The following is a 21347-nucleotide window of genomic DNA, read 5'->3' on the forward strand; positions in this document are numbered from 1 at the left end:
GGTCATGAACTCCATATCCTCGTTAGAGATGCCCGTTTTAGGAGCTGTCTGGGGTGCCGGCCATATGGGGACCGGCCCTTTTCCTGAACCTCTCCGAACCACCTGATCCGAAGAGGCAATCTTATTGGACTACTGGCTGACGGACACTTAGTCGCCCATCGTGAAGTCAACGTGCAGAATGTGGTGATGCTCAGTAACCGGAGCGCCGTTAACGACGGCGGGCTGGTACCGGGCTCGACGAAGGAAGTCGAGCGCACTTTCCACAAACTCGTGACCACCGGTGGAGCTGACAATCGCGCAGTTTGCCGTGTGACCGTTCGGAAGAATGTCGCAGGAAGCCGTAACTTTACCTTCACGGTTCTCTTCCTGGGCTTCCTCCGGATACTCCGGCTTGGCGCCGTTGATCGGAGACGCGCCAGCCGTGTGATCAGGCACTGCCGGAGCTGGCGGACCCTGCGGAGGAGCCGGAACAGGCTCAGGTGCAGGCGTCGGGCTCGGCGGAACCGGATGCGGCGGCTTGGCGTGTGTGACCCGCTGGATCGCCTTGGGTGGCGGCGGAACACTGATCTTCGGCGGCGGAATATACGGCGGCGGCGGCTGTTCCATCTGCGGCGGCGGCGGAGGTGGTGGTGGCGGAGGCGGCTTAGGCTGCTCCTTGATCACTTCCGTCTTGATGGGCGGCTTTTCGTGGACGAGTTTGCCCACAGCACCGCTCATGAGCGCATAGATTACCGCGCCCATAGCCAGCACGGCCACGACGATCGCGACAATATAGTCCGTCGGCTTGCGCTGCTGTGCGGCGTAGCTCTTCATGTCGAAACCTTCTTACCCCTCACTGACACCGACAATGGATCCACACCTGTACGGTGCGAGATCTCGACCTTGTGTTTGCATCGAGTTCCCTCACCTCACGGACGTGTGATTCGTCTCATGTCGTGAGAACATACCCGATATGCTGATTGGGCAGCCTTAGGGCCATGGTGTCAAGCTGATTATTGCCTGTCCCGAAACGAAAAATTCTCATCTTTCGATCGTCTGGCGCCAATATTCGCAGGAGAGCGGGCGAAAAAGTACACTTTTCCGCTTTTTTTCTGCCTTCAGAAAATCAAATTTCCAAAAACTGTAACAGAATTATAACAAGAAGGCCGGGACAGCGTATTAATTACGCCGCCCCGGCCTTCCAGTTTCGTTTTAATGCGCCAGAGTACTCTTACTGAGCAGAGGCGCTGGCTTCCGATCGTGTTGCCCCAACGCGCTGCGCCAGAGAAGCCGACATGAAGTCGTCCAGGGCGCCGTCCAGAACAGCGTCCGGATTTCCCTTTTCCACGCCCGTCCGCAGATCCTTGACCAACTGATAGGGTGCCAGAACGTAGGAGCGGATCTGATGACCCCATCCGATATCCGTCTTGGCAGCTTCAGTCTGGGCAGCAGCAGCTTCGCGCTTTTGCAGTTCCGCCTCGTACATCCGGGCCTTCAGCATTTCCATCGCCTTGGCACGGTTGCGGTGCTGTGAGCGATCCGTCTGACAGGCAACAACGATGCCTGTCGGGATATGAGTAATACGAATGGCCGAATCGGTCTTGTTAACGTGCTGACCGCCTGCGCCTGAAGCACGGAAGGTATCCACACGCAGATCCGAATCGTTGATCTCCACTTCAATGGAATCATCGACCACCGGATACACCCAGACAGACGCGAAGGACGTTTGACGACGGGCAGCGGCATCGAAGGGCGAGATGCGGACGAGACGATGCACGCCAGCTTCCGTTTTCATCCAGCCATAAGCGTTGAGACCACTGATCTGAATGGTGGCAGACTTGATGCCCGCCTGCTCACCTTCACTGCTTTCAATGAAGGTCACCTTGTAGCCGTGCTGTTCTGCCCAGCGGGTGTACATGCGCAGGATCATCTCGGCCCAGTCCTGGGCTTCCGTTCCACCTGCACCGGCATTCACTTCAACGTAGCAGTCATTACTGTCTGCTTCACCGGACAACAGGCTTTCGATTTCGCGCTTGTGCACGTCGGCTGCCAGCCCACGCAACGTCGCGATGGCTTCCTGCACCAGATCCGTGTCGTTCTCCATTTCTGCGAGCTCGACAAGTTCCAGCGTGCCTTCAACGTCCTGTTCGATCTGTTCAACGCCCTCGATCTGATTGGCAAGCATGGTTCGCTCGCGCATCAGCTTCTGGGCAGCGTCAGAATCATTCCAAAGGTCTGGGTCTTCCGCGCGGTGGTTCAGTTCCGCGAGGCGTGTTGTGGCGACATCCCAGTTAAAGATGCCTCCTCAGCAGTGCCACCGACTGCTTGATCTGTTCGGAGAGGGCTTCGGTCTCAGCCGACATTATAAATACTCCACTTATATATAAGGTGGTTTGGCTGCCCTCAGTACAGGCCGCCTACACCAATGTCACCATCCGATGCCGCAGGTTTCTGGGCCTGAGGCTTGGCATTCGAGGAAGACCCAACACTCGGCGCGCTGGTGTCCGTCATATCGCTCTCAGAATCCGAAATAACGGCATCCGCCCCGGTATCTGCCGCTGTCAGGGCTTCCGTACCAGCACCAAAGCCATGCAGAGCCACCGACGCACCCGGAACCTGATCAGCCTTGAAGCCGTCAGTCGCAGTGATACGGCCGGTGTTGTAGGACGCCAGCGTAATATCGGCCGGAACACGGAAATCCAGCTTCGGCCGGTTGGCGAGCGCCACCTTCATGATCTTGTTCCAGATCGGGCCAGCAATGCGGGCACCATCAGCGTTCCGTCCGAGCGTTTGTGGCGTATCGAATCCCACCCAGACGATCGTGACGATATCCGGAGAGAAGCCTGCAAACCAGGCATCATGGAAATCCTGACTGGTTCCAGTCTTGCCCGCGATGGGGCGGTCAATCCCTACCCCTGCCATGCGGCCCGTTCCATGAGCGATGACATCCTTCAGCATGGCCACGATCTGATAGGAACTGGCCTCGCTGGCGAGAACAGGACGACTATCTGCAATGGAAGGAACAGAGATACTTCCGGGAACCGGCGCCGATGGCTGCACTGGCGCCCCAGCAGCTTCGGTCGATGCCGGTGTAATTGTTGGAGATGACGGATCAGCAGTTGGAGGCGCAGGTGGCGCCTGCAAGGTGGTCCCTAATGCCAAGCCAGGTGCACGCCAGACGATATTGCCGAGGCGATCCTGAATGTCATCCATGAGGGTGGGAGAAACAACATGGCCGCCGTTCGCAATCGTTGCATAGGCCGCGGCTTCCTTGAGAACGGTCGTTTCAACGGCACCAAGTGCTGCGGGCAGCACGTGCGGCATATCATCTACAAGACCGGCCTTGATGGCTGTATCTGCGACCGCCTTCATACCCAGATGCGCGGCCACCCGGATCGTCACGAGGTTCCGGCTTTCACGCAGGGCATCATGCAGGGTGGTTGGCCCCCAGTTGTCGTGCTCGTAGTTCTTGGGGTGCCAGTCGCCATATGAGACGGGGGAGTCATCAAACTTCTCGGACGGAGAAATGCCCTGTTCCATGGCCGCCAGATAGACAAACGGCTTGAAGGAAGAGCCCGGCTGACGCAGAGCCTGCGTTGCACGGTTGAACTGACTTTCGTGGAACGACCATCCACCAACCATCGCCAGAACACGGCCTGTATGGACGTCCATCGTCACGACGGCGCCTTCGACCTGCGGAATCTGACGCAGGGCAACAGAGCCGCTTTCCTGCGGCTCAATCATGATGACATCCCCAGCACGAAGCGGGTGCATCCGACGTGCCCACGCGATGTCTGTTGCCAGAAGAGGACCAGTCTTCGCTTGGCCTTCCTCATTCCAGCCTACGTGAGTTCCACCGGGAAGAATGACGCCCAGACGCCACTCTTTTAGCATTCCGGCTGGACCGGAGACCTTATCGAGACTTTCTTCCCAGCCTTCTGCGTCAATGCCATCAAGATGGATGACCGGGCCACGCCAACCTCCGCGGCTCCGATCGTAATCCATCAGACCTTCATGCAGCAGTTTTGTCGCTGATACCTGAAGGGGCTGATCCAGACTGGTATGAACTTCAAGTCCGCCTTGAAGAGCGCGATCCTGACCATACAAACTGATGAGCTGACGCCGGACCTCGGCCCCGAACCATTCTGAATCCGGCAAAGGTCCAAACCGCTGCTTCTTCTGCGGGACCAGTGGCTCCTTCTTGTCTTCCTGAGCCTGCTCGCGGGAAATGACGCCGTTATCGGCCATCAGATCCAGAACAAGATTCCGGCGCATCAAGGCGGCGTCAGGATGAAGGAACGGATTGTAATGTGTCGGGGACTTCGGAAGGGCAGCAAGTGACGCGGCTTCTGCGTCATTCAGCTGGTCGAGAGGCTTGTTGAAATAGGTCTGGGCTGCGGCGGCAACACCGAAAGAGCCGTTCCCCAGATCCGCCCAGTTCAGATAGATTTCAAGAATCTTGTCCTTGGACAGCACCTGCTCCATTTTGACGGCAAGCAGGGCTTCCTTGATTTTACGATCAAGGGTGCGGGCATTGCTGTTAAGCAACATTCCACGCGCAACCTGCTGCGTAATGGTGGACGCACCGACAGCACGGCGCCCATGGCGGGCAAAAACGTCCGTTACGCCTGCACGGGCAATGGCCATCACATCCACACCACCATGGGTGTAGAAATTGTGATCTTCCGTTGCGAGGAAGGCGCGCTTTACCCGATCCGGAATGGCTTCAAGCGGAACGAAAATACGTCGCTCGTTGGCAAGCTGAGCCATCAGGCGATCATCAGACGCATAGATGCGACTGACGGTCGGGGGCTGATAGGCCCTCAGGCTGTCCACACTTGGTAGATCAGCCACGAGTTTGGCGTAGGTGGTCCAACCCAAGATACCCGCACCCGCAACACCGACCAGCCCGACACCGGCGACGATGGCAAGAGACTGACGGAAACGGCGGAAACGGGGCCCGCGGGGCACACTGGCCCTGGGGTCCTGCGGATTACGGGAGCGAATGGAACGGCGCGTCATACAAACTGCATAGCACTGAAACGAGCCGTTCGTCGCCCCCACTGAAAAGGGTCATTTTGTGACAGTTTACGGCGGCTCGTGATCGTTATGATCCGGCGGCGGATTTCTTCCACGCCTCTTCACCCTGCCGATTCAGCGTAACAAACTCTTCATCGTTGAGATTCAGGGATGCTGCCCGAACATTAGAGGCCAGATGGGCTCTGCTTCCGGTTCCCGGAATGGGCAACATGACCGGTGATCTTTTCAGGAGCCACGCCAGAGCAATCTGCCCTGCATCTGCATGATGCCGATGCGCGATCCTGTCCATGTCCGTACCAGGCTTGGCCAGTTCTCCGGCAGCCAGAGGCGCCCAGGGAATGAAACCGATGTTTTCCTTGGTACAGAAATCCAAAACATCTTCGGACTTACGGTCCACAAGATTGAAGCGGTTCTGAACCGTCGAGACCGGGAAGTATTTCTGCGCGAGCTTGATGTCCTTCACGCTCACTTCCGACAGACCCACGTGCCGGATCAGGCCTTCTTCGCGGAACTTCGCAATTGCCTCGAACTGCTTCTCTGCCGGGCAATCTGGTCCAATCCGATGCAGCTGCCACAGATCTATGCGCTCAACGCCCAACCGTCGCATGGACATCAGCACGCACTGCCTCAGATAGTCCGGGTTTCCGACTGGCTTCCAGATGTCTGGACCATGCCGTGTCAGGCCGCCCTTCGTCGCAATGACCATCTTCTTGTAGGGATAAAGCACTTCACGGATCAGATTTTCCGAGACGAACGGACCGTAGGAATCCGCCGTATCAATAAAATCCACTCCGAACTTCGGGAGGCTTTCAAGGGTCTGGACCACTTCTTCGTGGTCTGGAGGTTCATCCCATATGCCCTTGCCGGTAATGCGCATCGCTCCAAACCCAAGGCGGTGGACCTTGAGATCACCACCAATGAGGAACGTACCGGATTTCTTTGCGTCAATCGTAGCCATGGACTCTTTCCTTTCCGATGGACGCAGGATTCAACAGCGCAACGGCGGAAGGGTTGCAGTCACTATCCCAGCAGGCGCCCGACCATCCGGGCCGTGTAATCCACGACGGGTACAATTCGCCCGTAATTCAAGCGCGTTGGCCCGATAACGCCAATGGCGCCCACGATTTTCTGGGCTTCATTACGGGCTGGGGCCACGATCATGGACACGCCGGACATGCCGAACATGCCGCTCTCGCTGCCGATATAGATTCGCACACCTTCCGAAGCGTCTGCCAGTTGCAGGAGCTGAAGCATGGTCTCCTGCGTTTCGAGATGATCGAACAGCATACGGATCGTGGTGAGTCGTTCGATCTCGGTGATATCCGCCAGCAGCTTGCCCTGCCCCCGAACAAACAGCGTTCCGCCATCAGCGTCCCATGTGGCCAGACCACTTTCGATGACGCTGGCCGTCAGAGCATCAAGTTCATGGCGGTTGACGTCCATTTCCTTGCTGACACGCTCTTTCAGAGTGCCAAGCGTCAGATCCCCCAAATGGGCGTTAAGATAGTTCCCAGCCTCGACAAGCGCGGAATGCGGCAATCCTGCCGGGGTTTCGATGATGCGATTTTCCACCTGTCCGTCTGAACTGACGAGGACCACGAGAACACGTCCCGGACCGAGGGCAACAAACTCAATATGTTTGAGCGTCGCGTCAGATTTAGGGGCCAGCACCAGACCTGCTGCAGATGACAGACCCGAGAGCATGGACGATGCTTCCGCCAGCGTCTCCTGATAGGACCGGCCATGAATTTCCAGCCGGCTGTCGATACTGGCTCGATCTTCGTCAGTCAGGGCACCGAATTGAAGAAGACCTTCCACGAAGAGTTTAACGCCCTTCTCGGTCGGCAGACGCCCTGCGGACACATGAGGGCTGAACAACAGCCCGGCCCGGCCAAGATCTGCCATGACGTTGCGGATCGTCGCGGGAGACAGAGACAAATTCAAGCGCTGCGCCAGAGTGCGACTGCCGATTGGCTCCCCTGTTTCAACGTATTCCTCAACGATTTCCCGCAGGATCGCAGCTTCCCGCTCTCCCAATCCGGAAGCAAAGGAGTTCGGCATGCGGAAGAAGGAAGGGTCAGGTCTGATCATGGTAAAACTGTATGTCGGGGCTGGAAGGCTTCTCGTCAAACGCGGTAGAGGCAGGGCTCGGTTCTGAGAGAGGATTTTTTCGCATGACAAAGCGCCCATCCGGACGCGCCTGTGACGAAGGTCGCGCCATTTCCATTGAAACAGGCTTTGCCCGACATGCGGAAGGTTCAGCACTTATCCGGGTGGGTGGAACGGAAGTTCTGTGCACGGCGTCTCTCGAAAATCGTGTCCCGCCATTTTTGCGCAACAAGGGTCAGGGCTGGATTACGGCCGAGTATGGCATGCTTCCGCGCGCAACCCATCAACGTGGCAACCGTGAAGCATCCAAGGGCAAGCAGTCTGGCCGGACGCAGGAAATCCAGCGCCTGATTGCAAGATCTCTGCGGGCCTGTGTGAATCTGAAGAAGCTGGGAGAACGGACTATCACGCTGGACTGTGATGTCCTGAACGCTGATGGCGGGACCCGCTGCGCTTCCATTACCGGCGCCTGGGTTGCTCTCTCCATGGCTCTGAAAAAAGCCAATCTGTCCTCAGTCATGACAGCCCAAATTGCAGCGGTCTCCTGCGGCCTGACCTCTGCTGGCGCCGTGCTGGACCTGGATTACGTTGAGGACAGTGCAGCGCAGGCCGACACGAACTTTGTTCTTACCGCAGAGGGTGGCATCGTCGAAATTCAGGGGACGGCAGAAACGTCCCCCTTTCAGGAAACCGAGTTTTTTGAACTGCTGCGTCTGGCCAAGCTGGGCACAGCCTCCCTCTTTAAAGCTCAGACTTCCGCACTGGAGACTTTGTAATGCGCCGCCTGTCCCGTGGGTCAAAAATTGTTCTGGCGAGTCATAATGCCGGGAAACTGCGTGAATTCTCCAGCCTACTTGCAGAAAGCGGCATCACTGTTGTGTCTGCAGGGGAGCTGAATCTGCCAGAACCGGACGAAACGGCAGACACATTCATTGGCAACGCTGAAATCAAGGCGCTGGCGGCGGCCCGTGCATCGGGCTTACCCGCACTGGCGGATGATTCCGGCTTTTGCGTCTCGGCACTCGGCGGCCAGCCCGGCGTTTATTCAGCGCGATGGGGCGGCCCTTCAAAAGACATGACCGTTGCGATGGAGCGCGTGCATCGCGAAATGGGTGAAACGCCAGACCGCGCAGCATCATTTGTGGCGGCTCTCTGCCTGGCATGGCCCGACGGCGAAACACATTCCGTAGTTGGGGAATGTCATGGACAGATAGTCTGGCCGCCGCGTGGGGAGCATGGTCACGGCTATGACCCAATGTTTGCACCAGAGGGTCATAGCCGAAGCTTCGCAGAAATGAGCGAGCACGAGAAGAACGCGATCAGTCACCGCGGCCGCGCGCTCGCACTTTTCCTTACTGAATGTGTGGAAGGCTGAGCTCGGCTTCAGACATCCGGGAGAGCTGTGAACTCTCGCGTTCCAAATGATAGGGGCCTGTTGAACAGACCTCTATGGACAGCATACCAGTCCCCTTCCGGAGAGCATCTTCAAGTTCCAGATGCGCACGGCCCTCTGTCCAGCGCGCATCATCGCCTTCGCTGGAAGCCCAACCTGTAATTTCGGGAAATGTCAGATGGGACGTGAGGCGATAAGCGCCTCTTACCGCGTAAAAAGTGATATCCCCGATGAGGACGCCACGTTCCTCACAAGGCGAAGACTGGCTATGTCTTCGTGAGAGAAGCCAGAACGACTTTGTGGGGCTGGAGAGTATGAAAAGGGCATGACTTCCCTGCCAGCGGGCTGGATGAATGAGAGATCCATCATCGCAGGCAAGGTGGAGGCCAGGATCATTTGTAAGGTAATTAAAAGAGGACATGCGTTTTTCCTGCCATATGCAGTGATTTTATTGTCCATCGCCGAGCACGCACTTTCCCGACCATGGACAGCTCCATGAAGCAGACTGCAGTCTCTCATCCGAACCACATTCCTGTCTGCTTCATGGAAATATTATGTCGTGATATGGTTAGGGAACAGTACAAAATCAGGCTTCTGACAGGAAAAACGGTTCCGTAGCCGTTCTGTCAGAACGGCAAACTTCAGGTTTGCATCTCGATCAATGCGCCAGATGTCTAACGACCGGTCCGTGACTGACGAGAACACCGCGCTGCCATACCTGATCCACCTGATCGATATCGGCGATGCTTTGGTCTGGAGCACCACGAACGATCAGAAGATCTGCCCGCTTCCCTGTTTTTAGAACACCGCGATCTTCAAGCTCAAGCAGTTCAGCGGCGTTTCCAGTTGCCAGATCAATGGCTTCCAGCGGTGTCAGGCCAGCTTCTACGGTCAAGGCAAGTTCGCGATGTTCCGCAAACCCCGGCAAACGCGTTGGAGCAGCCCCTGAGTCTGTTCCAAAGCCCACTTTCACACCTGCCCGATAGAGCGTCAGAAGGTTCTTCTGATTAATCGCAAGCGCCGTGTGAGAAGCTGCGACAAGCGGCTTGGAAAGTGTCTGTTTGCGCCAGTCTGCATCTGAAAGCTGAGCCATCAGAGCAGGATCGATGGCAGCTGCCACGAAGGGAACATTCAGAAGCTCCGGATGCTCTGCAAAAAGGTAATTCGCCTCGTCCAAACCCAGAGTAGCGATATACCAAACACCATGGGCCTTCACGGCGTCGATCAGAGCCTGATCAACCGGCTGGTCTCGCACACCATGTGCGAGGATATTAGCCCCTGCATCCACGACAGCTTTGGCAATATCCAGATCATGAATATGGACCGCCACGCGCGTATTGTGCTGATGGGCTTCGTCTATGACTGCCCGGTAAATATCTGGGGACATTTTGGGAAGCGTCTTGCCATTCGGCACGCCGTTCCGGAAATCATCCACCCAGAGTTTTACGAGATCCGTGTGCTCTGCGACCATACGGTCTACGTCCTGACGCGCTTCCTGCGGCGTGGTCGGACGATAAACCTGATCCTGCCCTAACGCTTTCACCATCGCAGCGGGCGGCGCTCCTTCCGGAACACCAATGCCCTGATCAACGCCAAACAAATCTGCACCTGGATTTTTACCTGCGTGCTGCTCCCGCCGCAGATCATCGAAGAGAGGCGAACGGTTCAGGCCAAGAGACGTGACGGTGAGAACACCATAATCACTATACTGTTTCAGGGCCGCGAGAATATTGGCTCGGGTATAGTTCTCACTACTGCCAGACGTTCCCTTAATGATACCGACGTGGCTGTGATCGCTGATCAGAGCTGGCAACAGGGTTTTGCCGCTGAGATCGATATGCCCGGCTCCTGAAGGGGCCGGATCGCCTATGGAGACAATTCGTCCGTCATTAATGACGACTGTAACGTTTTCACGGACGGGGTCCCCTGTTCCATCGATCAGGCGGGCATGATCGAACGCAACAGGTTCTGCCTGCGCGGTGCAGGCCATCAACGTCGCCGGCGCGGCCAGCAAAAGCCCCGCGAAAGCAGAACGAAGTGTCATAATGGAATTTCCCCTCAGCAGCATTCAGGCTGAGGAGAAACGTTCTGTCATGCAGAAAAGACCAATACCGTCTCGCGATTGTGAAAAGACACTTGGAACTTTAACCTTCGAGAGACTGAAGCTCGAACAGACGACGGTAGATGCCACCGTCCTGAGCCACCAGGTCGGCATGGGTGCCATCTTCTTTCAACTCGCCTCGACTGAAGACAAGAATTCGATCCAGTTCCATCACCGTGGAAAGGCGGTGGGCCACCACGATGACGGTGCGGTTCTGCATCAGGCGGCGCATCGCCTCCTGCACCAGGGATTCAGATTCTGAATCCAGACTGGATGTTGCTTCATCGAAAATAAGGATGGGGGCATCTGCAAGGAACGCCCGGGCAATCGCGACGCGCTGACGCTCACCGCCCGAGAGCTTGACCCCGCGTTCACCGACCATCGTGTTGTAGCCTTCCGGCAGACGCTCAATGAAGGCTGCTGCGTTGGCCTGACGCGCTGCTTCCTTGATGTCTTCGATGGATGCCGAAGGCCGGGCATAGGCAATGTTCTCAGCCAGTGTGCGGTGAAACAGCACCGGTTCCTGTGGAACAATGGCAATGTGCGACCGCAGGGAATCCTGTGTGACATGCGCGATGTCCTGCCCATCAACCGTGATGCGCCCACTGTTCACATCATACAGGCGTTGCAGAAGCTTCGTGAGGGTCGTCTTTCCAGACCCACTCGGCCCCACGAGGGCCACACGAGATCCCGGCGCGATATCGATTGTGAGGTCCTGATAGAGAGGTTTGTCCTGGCCCGGATACTGGAAGGTCACGTGCTCGAAGTGAACTTCGCCCTTCGTAAACCGTGCAGGCTGGGCGTCTGGTGCATCCTGAATAGCTGAATCCCGGCGGAAGATGGCGATCAGCTCTTCCATCTCATTGACGGAACGCTGCACCTGACTGACCTGCTGGCCTAGGTCTCGAAGATATCCCTGCACAAGAAACATCATTGTCAGAACATATGCGACGTCACCCGGACCGGCCTTGCCCTGCCACCACAGCATGACGGCAAGCCCAATCATGAGCATCCGCATCACAAGAGAGGCCAGCGCCTGAATATTGGCGCTATTGGTGCCACGCAGCCATGTCCTCAGGGTACGTCCGCGCCAGCCTTCGACGATGGTGTCCAGCCGCTGCTCTTCCCGCTTTTCAGAGCCGAAGGCTTTGACAACCGGATTGCAGGTTACGGAATCCGCGATGGCTGCACCCATTTTCGTGTCCCATTCATTGGATGCACGGGCACTGGGCGCAACGTAACGAAGCGTCAGGATAATTGAGAGCCAGGCGAACAGCACCACCGAAACCGCAAGGACCGATCCCATCAGAGGAGAACGGAACATCAGGACGGCCGTAGTGCCACCGAGCACCAGAACCTCTGGCCCGATCATCAGCAGCAGGGTGTCGTCCAGTGTGTCGATAGCCCACATGCCTCGGGTCAGACGGCGAACAGTCGACCCGGCAAAGGTATTGGCGTGCCAGTCCGTTGAAAATCGCTGCACGCGGGCAAAGGCCTGATTGAGGACCTTGTGCATGATTGCCAGCGTCAGATGTGAAATCCCGACAAAAGACGACCGACGACCAAACAGCCCGATCAAACCAAGCGCAATCAATCCTCCCACCATGAGGAACGCATCATTACGCAGGCTCAGAAGCTCATCGGTTTTCGGGATGGTTGGCCCGGCAGCGTGTTTGGAAATATCCGAGACAAGGCGACCAGCCAGAATCGGTGTGACGACGTCTGCCAGTGTGGCGAGCGCCACACCAGAGAGTGTCCAGGCCAGCAGCGCTGGATGCGCCAGCCAGCGGCGGCAGACAAAGGACAGGACTTCTGTAAAGGAAACGTCGATTTTCCGGCCTTCCTGTTTCTGGCCGGTAAGTTGCGTAGAAGTATCGGACACGAAGAGCTCCGCCGTCTTGTCCCTCAAGGACAACGGCCTGATGGCATGAAATTTTCAGATGTTTGGCGTATCTTGCCGGACAGTCCGGATCAGACGCAACAGCCCGCGCGGAGTTTCAGCCATGACAGACGCCCCCAGACCCATGAGCAAGGCCGCGGCCAAGGCTTTCATTACCGCTCTGGCCGAAGCCAACCCGGATGCGGAAAGTGAGCTGATCTTCCGCAATACGTTCGAGCTTCTGGTGAGCGTGGTTCTGTCGGCGCAGGCCACGGATAAGTCTGTCAACAAAGCGACCAAAGGGCTGTTTGAGCACGCGCCCGACCCGAAAAGCATGGCGGAACTTGGGGAAGCCGGGATCGCGCAGTACATCAAGACAATCGGCTTATGGCGCGCCAAGGCGCATAACGTGGCTCTGCTGTGCGAGCAGCTTCTGGAGCGACATGGTGGGGAAGTCCCCGCTGACCGCAAGTCTCTTGAGGCGCTGGCTGGTGTCGGGCGAAAGACCGCCAACGTGGTGATGAATGTTGCGTTTGGAGCAGACACCATGGCTGTCGACACGCATATCTTTCGCATCGGGAACCGGACCGGGCTGGCTCCGGGGAAAACAACCCGGCAGGTTGAGGATGGTCTGGTGGCGCGCATTCCCAAGGATATGCTGCGACCAGCCCATCACTGGCTGATCCTGCATGGGCGTTATGTCTGTAAAGCCCGCGCGCCTGAATGCTGGCGCTGCCCGGCGACACAATGGTGCCTGTATCCGGACAAGCGTCTTACGCCACCACGGACCAAAGAAGCGGCTTGATCCGCGCTTATTCTGCCTGAGCCAGCGGCAAATTAGGCATTCCGTGTGAGCCTATGGCAGGAACCCAGGGACGGCTCCCACGCCAGCTCCGATCCGAAACCAGCTCTGGACCGCCTCGATGGAGAAAGACCGCATAGGCGCCATTTCTCCAGACCGAAAAGCGATCAATAAACGGAACTCCTGGGCAGGCATTACGGGCCGGAGATGCGCTCACGAACAGGCTTATTCCCTGACAGTCCTGCTCAGACGGGAGACGAACGCCATCCAGACTATCTTTAGCCCGCAGCAGCACCGTCTGGCCTTTGATAGAAACACGGCAGAGACCCGTCATGCAGTCAGGTGGCAGGGAACCCATCGGCAGAGCTAGCGCCCGCTCCCAGTCCTGAAGCGCCAGATTTTCGAGACTGCCATGAGGACCAACCATCAGAACGCCGTCGTTCCTCAAGGCAAGCAACCCTGCATCAGCGGAAACCAGAACGTCCGGATGAGGCGCCATCCAGATGGAGAGAATTCCCACACCAATAGGCCCTAATCCAACGAGACGAGGCCACCCCTTCCAGAGGCACAACCAGCACAACCCGAGAAGCAAGGCAGCAAGCCCCCAGCCTGGCATGGCTGGAACAGGTTCGTAAGCAAACGGGAACATCGCAACTGTGTGCGCGATGATCTGAATAATCCGGATGCCCCACCCCATGACGATGAGCGGAAGACCCGAGGCATGAAGTGGCATCAGGAGCAGGGACAAGAGACCTGCGGGCATGATCCAGACGGCGGCCAAAGGAACGGCCAGCATGTTGGCGAGCACAAACCATGGCTGGAAGACGCCAAAATGCGCCATGCTGACCGGCAGGGTCGCTATCCCCGCCAGAAGGCTGGTGAGGGACAAGGCAGCCAGATGGGACAGGATGACGCGCACTGCCCCACCTTCGCCTCGAAGTCGTACAAGCGGTTCACGCAGAACTTCATACCCGGCGATCAGCCCCATCACGGCGGCAAAAGACATCTGGAAAGAAACGTCCAGAACGGAAGCCGGAGAAACCAGCAGGATGACGAGCGCAATCAGGGCAAGTGACCGTATGGACAGTGCGCGCCGCCCTGTAACAAGAGCCAGCGTGACCAGTGTCGCCATACCGAGTGCGCGGACGCTGGGCAGATGAGCACCGGTCAACAGGACATATCCAATACCGGCAAAAAATCCTGAAACTGCTGCGATTTCTCGACAGGGCCAATACAGAGCCAGACGCTCGAAGGCGGTCAGCAACGCGCGAACAGAAACCGTGACGACAGCCATAACCAACCCAAGATGCAGTCCGGCGACAGCCAGAAGATGCGCCAGCCCGGAGGCAGCGAATTCCTGACGGGTGGAAGCATCAATCCCGCCTGCCTCTCCTGCGAGCAGCGTCGCGGCAATGGCGCCGGTCTGACCGGGGAGCACGCTTTCGATGCGCGCTTCTATGGCTTCTCTCAGTCCCTCCAGGCCTGCCGTCGTGTCTGCACTGTCCACGTGCTGGAGTGTGCCCAAAGCATACCCACTCCCTGCTGAGCCAGAGAACCAGGCTTCCTGTTGCAGATCGCGACCGCCCGGCCATGACGGAGCCGAAGGAGATCTCAACATTGCTCTGATCTGAACGATACTGCCCGGTAATGGGGATGCGGAATCATCATCACGAAGTTTCAAACGCAACGTACGTTTGAGAGGCGCCATTCCTGCATCGACGGGCGTATCGAACGTTGCGTGCGCCAGAACAATCCGTCTGCCGCCCTCATCGCTGCCTGGCCTGGGAGGCAGTGTTTCTAGCGCGATAACCTGCCCTGTTACGACAGAGGCTCGCGTTGGCAGAGACGGCATGGGCGGTTGTCGGCGTGTCTGCCATGAGGCGTCCAGAAAGCCGATCAAAAACCCTGAAAGTACCAGGAATAGAAACAGTAAGGTCGGACGCTTTCGCCAGAACCAGACGGCCACCGCTACGCAGCCCGAAATACCGGATGCAGGCCAAAGAGGGGGTTCGGAGCGGAGTGTCAGATACGTGAGGGCCCCCAATGCAACCGCGACAGGGAGCCAGCAAAACAGCCGCCGCCCCTGCTCTGCCAAAATCCTCTCAATCAGCGACGGGCGGAAGCCACCACTGGCTGGCGCGTCCAGAGAGGTGTCAAACTCATCAAGCAACAGAGTATCGGCAGGAGATATCGGACGGGTCACGGGCAGAGCGTAACGGATTTTAGTCCATCACGCTCTGCCGTAATTCCTGTGTCCGTCAGTTATGAAGGTGCAGCGCGCTTCTGAGACCCGCAGCGTCCCGTTCCAGCTCGAAACCCGCGCTTCCTGGCTGGAAGAGCCGAGCGCTGGCGAGCCCTCCCGTCACGACAGGGTCGAAACCGGCGGCCTCAACCAGATCCTTGACCTTGAGCACCGCCGCCGTGTCATCGCCCGCGATTGGTACGGCGAGACGTGGGTCTGGCCGGTGTGCTTCGGCACGCAGGCTGGTCATGTCGATGGAATTGAAAACCCGTACGACATGCGCAGAGGGAAAATATCGCTGTGTGGTGATGCCTGCGCCATCTCTGAGAGCAACATCAGCAATCCATCCGTCGCGACCCACATAGGGATTGGCAGGGTCAATTATGACCTTGTCGGTCAATGTCCGGTTCAGATCGCGCCCGAGAGCAGGTATCGCGCCATAGGGCACGGCAAGCACCACGACTTTGCCGAAAGCAGCAGCCTGAAGCGGTGTGCCAGCAGACGCCAAAGGCCCGAGCGTCTGCGCCAGAGCTTGGGCGTCCGCAATATTACGGGCGGAAAGCATGACACAGTAACCTGCCTGTACCCAGAGGGCTGCCAACGTTCTGCCAACCTGCCCGGAACCAATAATACCGATTCTTGGGAGTTCACGCTTCGAGTCGGCCATTGCTGCGCTGCCAACGGCAGCCAGTCCGGCAACAGCGGCCAGGAAAGGGCGTCTGCGGAGAGGAAAATTCTTCATGAAGGGTGCCATTCTCGGGACAGAGAACCGCCCTTACCCTGGACGGGATCAATCGAAGGGAAAGTCAGCGCATTGATCCGAGCCAGTTGCTCCGCAGATGGCGCGCTCCGCAGAATGTCGAAAGACTGGCTCGGCGGATAAGCCCCGATGACTGTGAAATCGTCTGTGGAACCGACGTTACAGTGACCGGTTCCTGCCGGGAGCAGTGCAACATCGCCACCGCGCACCTCGACTTCCCGCCCTTCAGGGCCACCAAGAATCAATCTGGCGGAACCGTTAGAGAACCCCAGAACCTCATGGCCCAGACTGTGATAGTGATGGAAGGAATAAACCCCGTTCCGCCATCTCGCAGGCCAACCGTTCTGACCGAACAGTTGCTCATAGGCGTCTTCACGGCCCACGCCGCTCTCAAGCACGTTCCGATAGAGAATGACGGGCAGACGCTCGTTGTTGGGCACCCATCCGTTTGAACGGAGCATGAAGGTCTCAACGCGTGCGGAAGACGCAGCGGCCTTCCCGATGCGGCCACTCCCCAGAGTCAGCCCGACCCCCGTCAGCATGGCGTTGAAATCTCGCCTGTCCATGATCACCCCCAGTGGAAATACTGGAGTCAGGATAGGGAACGCGTCCTTGGTGCAGGAAATCACACACGCTTGAAAAACCGGGTTTTTCTTCATGTAACGGCGTTGTGACACTCAAAGGCAACGCCTTGCAAAAGAGTGACACAATCCGAGGTCGAATGATGCGGATGGTCCGTGCCGCACGACCATGATATGAGAGCCGCATGACCATCCGTACGCGCTTTGCACCCTCCCCTACGGGCCTGCTGCATGTTGGTAATGCCAGGGCTGCTCTGTTCAATTTCCTCTTCGCACGCCATCACGGTGGCGAATTCCTGTTGCGGATTGAGGACACTGACAAGGAACGTTCCACCCAACGTGCCGTGGACGTCATCTTTGACGGCCTTGCCTGGATGGGAATCACGGCCGATGCCGAGCCCGTTTTCCAGTCAGCCCGTCAAGACCGCCATACGGAAGTCGCTCTTGAGCTTCTGGCCAAAGGCGAAGCCTACAAGTGCTATTGCACGCCAGAAGAACTGACGGCCATGCGCGAGAAGGCCATGGCCGAGAAGCGTCCGCCCCGTTACGACGGCACCTGGCGTGACCGTGATCCGTCCGAAGCGCCGGAAGGTGCGCCTTATGTGATTCGCCTGAAGGCACCACGTGAAGGCGAGACCGTCATCAAGGATCTGGTACAGGGCGAAGTCCGCGTTGCGAACGTGGAAATGGACGACCTGATCATCCTGCGTTCCGACGGTACGCCGACCTACCTGCACGCCGTGGTCTGTGATGACCATGACATGGAGATCACCCATGTCATGCGCGGTGATGACCATCTGACGAACACCTTCCGTCAGGCCATGATCTACCGCGCAATGGGCTGGGATCTGCCGCACTTCGCTCACCTGCCGCTCATTCATGGCCCGGATGGCGCCAAGCTGTCCAAGCGTCACGGCGCGCAGTCCGTCGTGGACTTCCGCGAGGAAGGCTATCTGCCGGAAGCCCTGTGCAACTACCTGCTCCGTCTGGGCTGGGGCCATGGTGATGCTGAGGTTCTGTCCCGTGAAGAGCAGATCAAGCTGTTCGATCTGGATGGCGTCGGTCGTTCCCCGTCCCGTATGGATTATGTGAAGCTGGCACATCTCAATGGTGTCTGGATGCGTCAGGCTGACGATGAGCGCCTGACCAACGATGTTCTGGAGCGTCTGCAAGGCCGTGAAGGCGTTGTTGCTGATGACCGGACGCGCGGCCGTGTTCTGGCCATGATGTCCGGCCTCAAGGAACGCGCCAAGACGCTGGTCGAGCTGACGGATAACGCTGCCTTCGCAGGTTTCACGCTGCCTCTGACCTTCACGCCCAAGGCTGAGAAGCTGCTGGACGAGAACGGTCGCAAGGTTCTGGAAGGCGTCGGGCATGATCTGGCAGCTCTGCCGGATTTCACAGCGGAAGCCATCGATGGTGTCCTCCGCGCCTATGCCGAGAAGAACGAACTGAAGCTTGGGTCCGTAGCTCAGCCGCTCCGGGCAGCCATGACAGGGTCCACGACATCTCCCGGCATTGACCTGACGCTGGCCGCTCTTGGCCGTGACGAGGTTCTGGCCCGCATTGCGAGTGTTCTCAGTGCCTGAGCGGCCATCCGTCCCCCGGCATCTGCTGGGAATCGAGGGGCTAACAGCGGGGCAAATTGCTCCGTTCCTCGATCTGGCGGAGAGCTATGCACTCCTGAGCCGTTCCCGTTCCGCACCACGTGATGCATTGCGGGGCCGGACAGTCATCAATCTGTTCTTTGAGGACAGCACCCGTACCCGCACCAGTTTTGAGCTGGCAGGCAAACGCCTGGGGGCAGACGTCATCAACATGACGGTCGCGACCAGTTCGGTAAACAAGGGCGAGACGCTGCTGGATACGGCGTCCACGCTGAATGCCATGCGCTGCGATCTTCTGGTCGTGCGTCATGGACAGTCCGGCGCACCGGCCCTGCTGTCACAGAAGGTCGAAGCCAGCGTGGTGAATGCTGGCGATGGCACGCATGAACATCCAACTCAGGCTTTATTGGATGCTCTGACCATTCGGCGCCATTTCGGGCGGCTGGAAGGTCTGATTATTGCGATCTGCGGAGATGTGGGTCACAGCCGGGTAGCGCGATCCAATATCCATCTTCTGACCGCAATGGGAAATACGATCCGCCTGGTTGGACCGCCAACGCTTCTACCGTCCGCCATGGCAGAGCTTGGGAACGTCACGCTGTATTCGGATATGGACGAGGCCCTGAAGGGCGCAGACGTCGTCATGTCCCTGCGGCTTCAGAAAGAGCGAATGGGCGCCGGTCTCGTACCAAGTTCGCGCGAGTATTTCCGCTTTTTCGGTCTGGATAGCCGCCGTCTGGCACTGGCTAACCCGGGTGCGCTGGTCATGCATCCTGGCCCCATGAACCGAGGTGTCGAGATTGCCTCTGATGTAGCAGATTCGGACCAGAGCGTGATTGCTGAACAGGTGGAAATGGGTGTGGCGGTGCGTATGGCCGTTCTTGATCGCCTGTCACGCGCACGGGTGCCCTCATGACGATTACTGTTTTTGAAAATGTCCGTTTGGTCGATCCAGCATCTGACCGAGATGGCATCGGACGCCTGACGGTTGAAGACGGCCACATCGCCGCTATCGACAGCCCCGAGACGCCAGAAGGCGCGCGCGTGATTGATGGTCAGGGTGCAGTTCTGTGCCCTGGGCTTGTGGATATGCGTGTTGCCTTGGGTGAACCGGGCTTCGAATACCGAGAAAGTGTGAAGTCAGGCGCACGGGCTGCCGTAGCGGGTGGGATTACCACCATGGCCGTTCTGCCCAACACCTCTCCAGCGATCGATAATCCGGCTCTGGTGCATCTTCTGAAGGTGCGCGGCGAAGAGACGGGTATGGTCTCCATTCACCCTTATGGCGCGCTGACGCGCGGCTGTGAGGGTGGAGACATGGCTGAGCTGGGCTTGTTGCAGGATGCAGGAGCTGTTGCCTTCACCGATGGCACGCGTGCTATCACAGACGCCAAGCAGATGCGCAATCTGCTGTCCTATTCGCGCTTTCTTGACGCGCTGGTTGTGCAGCACCCGGAAGAACCTTCGCTGGCAAAAGGCGCCTGCGCGACCGCCAGTGCGCTGGCGGTCCGGCTAGGCCTGCCGCAGGTTCCTGCCGCTGCTGAGGCGATCATGATTGCCCGCGATCTTCGTTTGGCCGAGATGACTGGGGCGAGACTGCATTTCGCGCACGTCTCTACGGCCGAAGGGCTGGATCTGATCCGAACAGCTAAAACACGTGGCGTCAAAGTAACATGTGACACAGCGCCCCCTTATTTCGCCATGACGGAAGAAGACATTGGGGACTTCCGTACCTACGCGAAGTTCTCCCCACCGCTCCGTGCGGAATCAGACAGGGCAGCGGTTTGTGCGGCCCTTGCTGATGGTACGATTGACGCCGTGGCATCTGATCACGCCCCGGCAGATGCGGATGACAAACGTCTTCCGTTCGCGCAGGCGCGTGCAGGTGGGACAGGTCTTGTCACGCTCCTGGGTGTTACGCTGGGCGCAGGACTACCTCTGATGGATGCCCTGCGTCTTGTCACCTGTGCTCCTGCCGCTCTTCTGGGCATTTCGGCTGGAACACTGGCAATTGGTCAGGATGCCGATCTCTGCCTGTTCGACCCTGATGCCGTTTGGGAAGTGACGGCTGGCGAACTACCGGGCCGGGCTCAGAATACGCCGTTTGATGGTCAGAAGCTGACAGGACAGGTCCTGCGGACCTTCCGACGAGGCCGTGAGGTCTTCACGGCTGAGGGCTTGGCATGACGCTGTCTCATCCCAACCTGCTGCTGGTTGCTGCAGTCGCGTATGTCTTAGGCAGTATTCCGTTCGGATTGATTTTGACCGCCCTCAGCGGCGGCGGGGACATTCGCCAGATCGGCTCTGGCAATATCGGCGCCACGAACGTTTTACGCACCGGTCGTAAGGGCTTGGCTGCGGCTACCCTTCTTCTGGATGCCCTTAAAGGGGCGCTGGCCGTCTTTCTGGCGCTTCGGTTCGGTGGTGGCCCGCCGTCACTCGCCATGGCCGTAGCGGCAGTCTCGGTGGTGGTCGGACACTGTTTCCCCGTTTGGCTGGGATTCAGGGGCGGCAAGGGTGTTGCCACGGGACTCGGGACAATCTGGGTTTTGTGCTGGCCTGTTGGTGTGGCGTGCTGCGTGGTCTGGCTCGCCGTAGCGCGGATAAGCCGGATTTCGTCAGCTGGAGCGCTTTCAGCATTTCTTGTCGCGCCGATTTTGATGGTTGTCGTGCTGGGCCGGGGTGCTAGTTCTCCCATTCCTGTCGCGACTTTTCTCATCGCCCTCCTGATTTGGGTGCGACACTATAGCAATATAGTCCGTCTGCTGACGGGCAACGAACCTCGAGTGAACGCCAAGACAAAATCATCCTGATTTTAAGCAACCGTTAATGAAATTCGGATAGGAGCGAGAAC

General features: G+C 58.1%; 18 protein-coding genes. 7 read left to right on the forward strand and 11 right to left on the reverse strand.

Translation table 11 applies throughout. The features are described from left to right. Positions 1–147: 147 nt before the first annotated feature. From KP708_RS10445 to hrcA, 5 genes are all read right to left on the reverse strand, one after another. Complete coding sequence (locus KP708_RS10445) at positions 148–813, reverse strand: energy transducer TonB (RefSeq protein WP_046900242.1); 666 nt, start codon at positions 811–813, stop codon at positions 148–150. 397 nt (positions 814–1210) lie between these two features. Continuing rightward, positions 1211–2342 (reverse strand): peptide chain release factor 2 gene (prfB, locus tag KP708_RS10450; protein WP_099213300.1). Its coding sequence is split into 2 segments (ribosomal slippage): positions 1211–2272 and positions 2274–2342, totalling 1131 coding nucleotides; the frame shifts between segments, so codons are not numbered across the junction. Positions 2343–2382: 40 nt separating this feature from the next. Next, positions 2383–5001 (reverse strand): penicillin-binding protein 1A, encoded by a 2619-nt coding sequence (locus KP708_RS10455; protein ID WP_215751053.1) that lies wholly within the window; start codon positions 4999–5001, stop codon positions 2383–2385. A gap of 85 nt (positions 5002–5086) precedes the next feature. Next, entirely contained in the window at positions 5087–5977 is an 891-nt protein-coding gene (locus KP708_RS10460; protein WP_215751054.1) for an aldo/keto reductase, read from the reverse strand. A gap of 62 nt (positions 5978–6039) precedes the next feature. Next, entirely contained in the window at positions 6040–7110 is a 1071-nt protein-coding gene (hrcA, locus tag KP708_RS10465; RefSeq protein ID WP_046900246.1) for a heat-inducible transcriptional repressor HrcA, read from the reverse strand. Positions 7111–7193: 83 nt separating this feature from the next. On the opposite strand from hrcA, the gene rph reads away from it, so the two are divergent. Together rph and rdgB are read left to right on the forward strand one after the other, a co-directional pair. Next, positions 7194–7904: a ribonuclease PH gene (gene rph / locus KP708_RS10470; RefSeq protein ID WP_086633158.1), complete on the forward strand. Its 711-nt coding sequence runs from the start codon at positions 7194–7196 to the stop codon at positions 7902–7904. Continuing rightward, the gene (gene rdgB, locus KP708_RS10475) at positions 7904–8503 is read left to right on the forward strand and encodes an RdgB/HAM1 family non-canonical purine NTP pyrophosphatase (protein WP_215751055.1); all 600 of its coding nucleotides are present in this window, start codon (positions 7904–7906) and stop codon (positions 8501–8503) included. The genes rph and rdgB overlap by 1 nt, the downstream gene beginning before the upstream one ends. Here rdgB and KP708_RS10480 read toward each other — a convergent pair. The 3 genes from KP708_RS10480 to KP708_RS10490 form a co-directional block, all read right to left on the reverse strand. Further along, positions 8481–8942 (reverse strand): hypothetical protein, encoded by a 462-nt coding sequence (locus tag KP708_RS10480; RefSeq protein ID WP_215751056.1) that lies wholly within the window; start codon positions 8940–8942, stop codon positions 8481–8483. The genes rdgB and KP708_RS10480 overlap by 23 nt on opposite strands. 237 nt (positions 8943–9179) lie before the next feature. Beyond that, positions 9180–10565, reverse strand: a complete 1386-nt coding sequence (locus KP708_RS10485) for an amidohydrolase family protein (protein ID WP_215751057.1) — start codon at positions 10563–10565, stop codon at positions 9180–9182. A 100-nt stretch (positions 10566–10665) separates the two neighbouring features. Continuing rightward, positions 10666–12504, reverse strand: a complete 1839-nt coding sequence (locus KP708_RS10490) for an ABC transporter ATP-binding protein (RefSeq protein ID WP_215751058.1) — start codon at positions 12502–12504, stop codon at positions 10666–10668. A 121-nt stretch (positions 12505–12625) separates the two neighbouring features. Between KP708_RS10490 and nth the strand changes: the two genes are divergently transcribed. Beyond that, positions 12626–13306, forward strand: coding sequence for an endonuclease III (nth, locus tag KP708_RS10495; RefSeq protein ID WP_197463201.1), 681 nt, complete (start codon positions 12626–12628; stop codon positions 13304–13306). A 7-nt stretch (positions 13307–13313) separates the two neighbouring features. On the opposite strand, the gene KP708_RS10500 is transcribed toward nth, so the two are convergent. From KP708_RS10500 to KP708_RS10510, 3 genes are all read right to left on the reverse strand, one after another. Beyond that, the gene (locus KP708_RS10500; protein ID WP_215751112.1) at positions 13314–15398 is read right to left on the reverse strand and encodes a ComEC/Rec2 family competence protein; all 2085 of its coding nucleotides are present in this window, start codon (positions 15396–15398) and stop codon (positions 13314–13316) included. 163 nt (positions 15399–15561) lie between these two features. Next, positions 15562–16287 carry an NADPH-dependent F420 reductase gene (locus tag KP708_RS10505; protein ID WP_080951422.1) on the reverse strand — a complete coding sequence of 242 codons (726 nt, stop codon included), beginning with the start codon at positions 16285–16287 and terminating at the stop codon, positions 15562–15564. Further along, complete coding sequence (locus KP708_RS10510) at positions 16284–16871, reverse strand: cupin (protein WP_215751059.1); 588 nt, start codon at positions 16869–16871, stop codon at positions 16284–16286. The genes KP708_RS10505 and KP708_RS10510 overlap by 4 nt, the downstream gene beginning before the upstream one ends. Positions 16872–17071: 200 nt before the next feature. Between KP708_RS10510 and gltX the strand changes: the two genes are divergently transcribed. The 4 genes from gltX to plsY are packed head-to-tail and all read left to right on the forward strand — an operon-like array spanning position 17072 to position 21306. Next, entirely contained in the window at positions 17072–18475 is a 1404-nt protein-coding gene (gene gltX, locus KP708_RS10515) for a glutamate--tRNA ligase (RefSeq protein WP_215751060.1), read from the forward strand. Then, positions 18468–19409: an aspartate carbamoyltransferase catalytic subunit gene (locus tag KP708_RS10520; protein ID WP_215751061.1), complete on the forward strand. Its 942-nt coding sequence runs from the start codon at positions 18468–18470 to the stop codon at positions 19407–19409. The genes gltX and KP708_RS10520 overlap by 8 nt, the downstream gene beginning before the upstream one ends. Continuing rightward, on the forward strand, positions 19406–20680 hold the full coding sequence (locus KP708_RS10525; protein WP_215751062.1) for a dihydroorotase family protein: 1275 nt from the start codon (positions 19406–19408) through the stop codon (positions 20678–20680). The genes KP708_RS10520 and KP708_RS10525 overlap by 4 nt, the downstream gene beginning before the upstream one ends. Further along, a complete protein-coding gene (gene plsY, locus KP708_RS10530) occupies positions 20677–21306 on the forward strand; it encodes a glycerol-3-phosphate 1-O-acyltransferase PlsY (protein ID WP_215751063.1) in 630 nt (209 codons plus the stop codon). Before KP708_RS10525 ends, plsY begins: the two co-directional genes overlap by 4 nt. Positions 21307–21347 lie beyond the last annotated feature (41 nt).

It is taken from the genome of Gluconobacter sp. P5H9_a (assembly GCF_018812085.1).
GTDB lineage: Bacteria > Pseudomonadota > Alphaproteobacteria > Acetobacterales > Acetobacteraceae > Gluconobacter.

Excerpts from the sequence above, each read along its gene's own strand:
- KP708_RS10445 (WP_046900242.1), bottom strand. The coding sequence starts at position 813 with ATGAAGAGCTACGCCGCACAGCAGCGCAAGCCGACGGACTATATTGTC.
- KP708_RS10455 (WP_215751053.1), bottom strand. The coding sequence starts at position 5,001 with ATGACGCGCCGTTCCATTCGCTCCCGTAATCCGCAGGACCCCAGGGCC.
- KP708_RS10460 (WP_215751054.1), bottom strand. The coding sequence starts at position 5,977 with ATGGCTACGATTGACGCAAAGAAATCCGGTACGTTCCTCATTGGTGGT.
- hrcA (WP_046900246.1), bottom strand. The coding sequence starts at position 7,110 with ATGATCAGACCTGACCCTTCCTTCTTCCGCATGCCGAACTCCTTTGCT.
- rph (WP_086633158.1), top strand. The coding sequence starts at position 7,194 with ATGACAAAGCGCCCATCCGGACGCGCCTGTGACGAAGGTCGCGCCATT.
- rdgB (WP_215751055.1), top strand. The coding sequence starts at position 7,904 with ATGCGCCGCCTGTCCCGTGGGTCAAAAATTGTTCTGGCGAGTCATAAT.
- KP708_RS10480 (WP_215751056.1), bottom strand. The coding sequence starts at position 8,942 with ATGTCCTCTTTTAATTACCTTACAAATGATCCTGGCCTCCACCTTGCC.
- KP708_RS10485 (WP_215751057.1), bottom strand. The coding sequence starts at position 10,565 with ATGACACTTCGTTCTGCTTTCGCGGGGCTTTTGCTGGCCGCGCCGGCG.
- nth (WP_197463201.1), top strand. The coding sequence starts at position 12,626 with ATGACAGACGCCCCCAGACCCATGAGCAAGGCCGCGGCCAAGGCTTTC.
- KP708_RS10505 (WP_080951422.1), bottom strand. The coding sequence starts at position 16,287 with ATGAAGAATTTTCCTCTCCGCAGACGCCCTTTCCTGGCCGCTGTTGCC.
- KP708_RS10510 (WP_215751059.1), bottom strand. The coding sequence starts at position 16,871 with ATGGACAGGCGAGATTTCAACGCCATGCTGACGGGGGTCGGGCTGACT.
- gltX (WP_215751060.1), top strand. The coding sequence starts at position 17,072 with ATGACCATCCGTACGCGCTTTGCACCCTCCCCTACGGGCCTGCTGCAT.
- KP708_RS10525 (WP_215751062.1), top strand. The coding sequence starts at position 19,406 with ATGACGATTACTGTTTTTGAAAATGTCCGTTTGGTCGATCCAGCATCT.
- plsY (WP_215751063.1), top strand. The coding sequence starts at position 20,677 with ATGACGCTGTCTCATCCCAACCTGCTGCTGGTTGCTGCAGTCGCGTAT.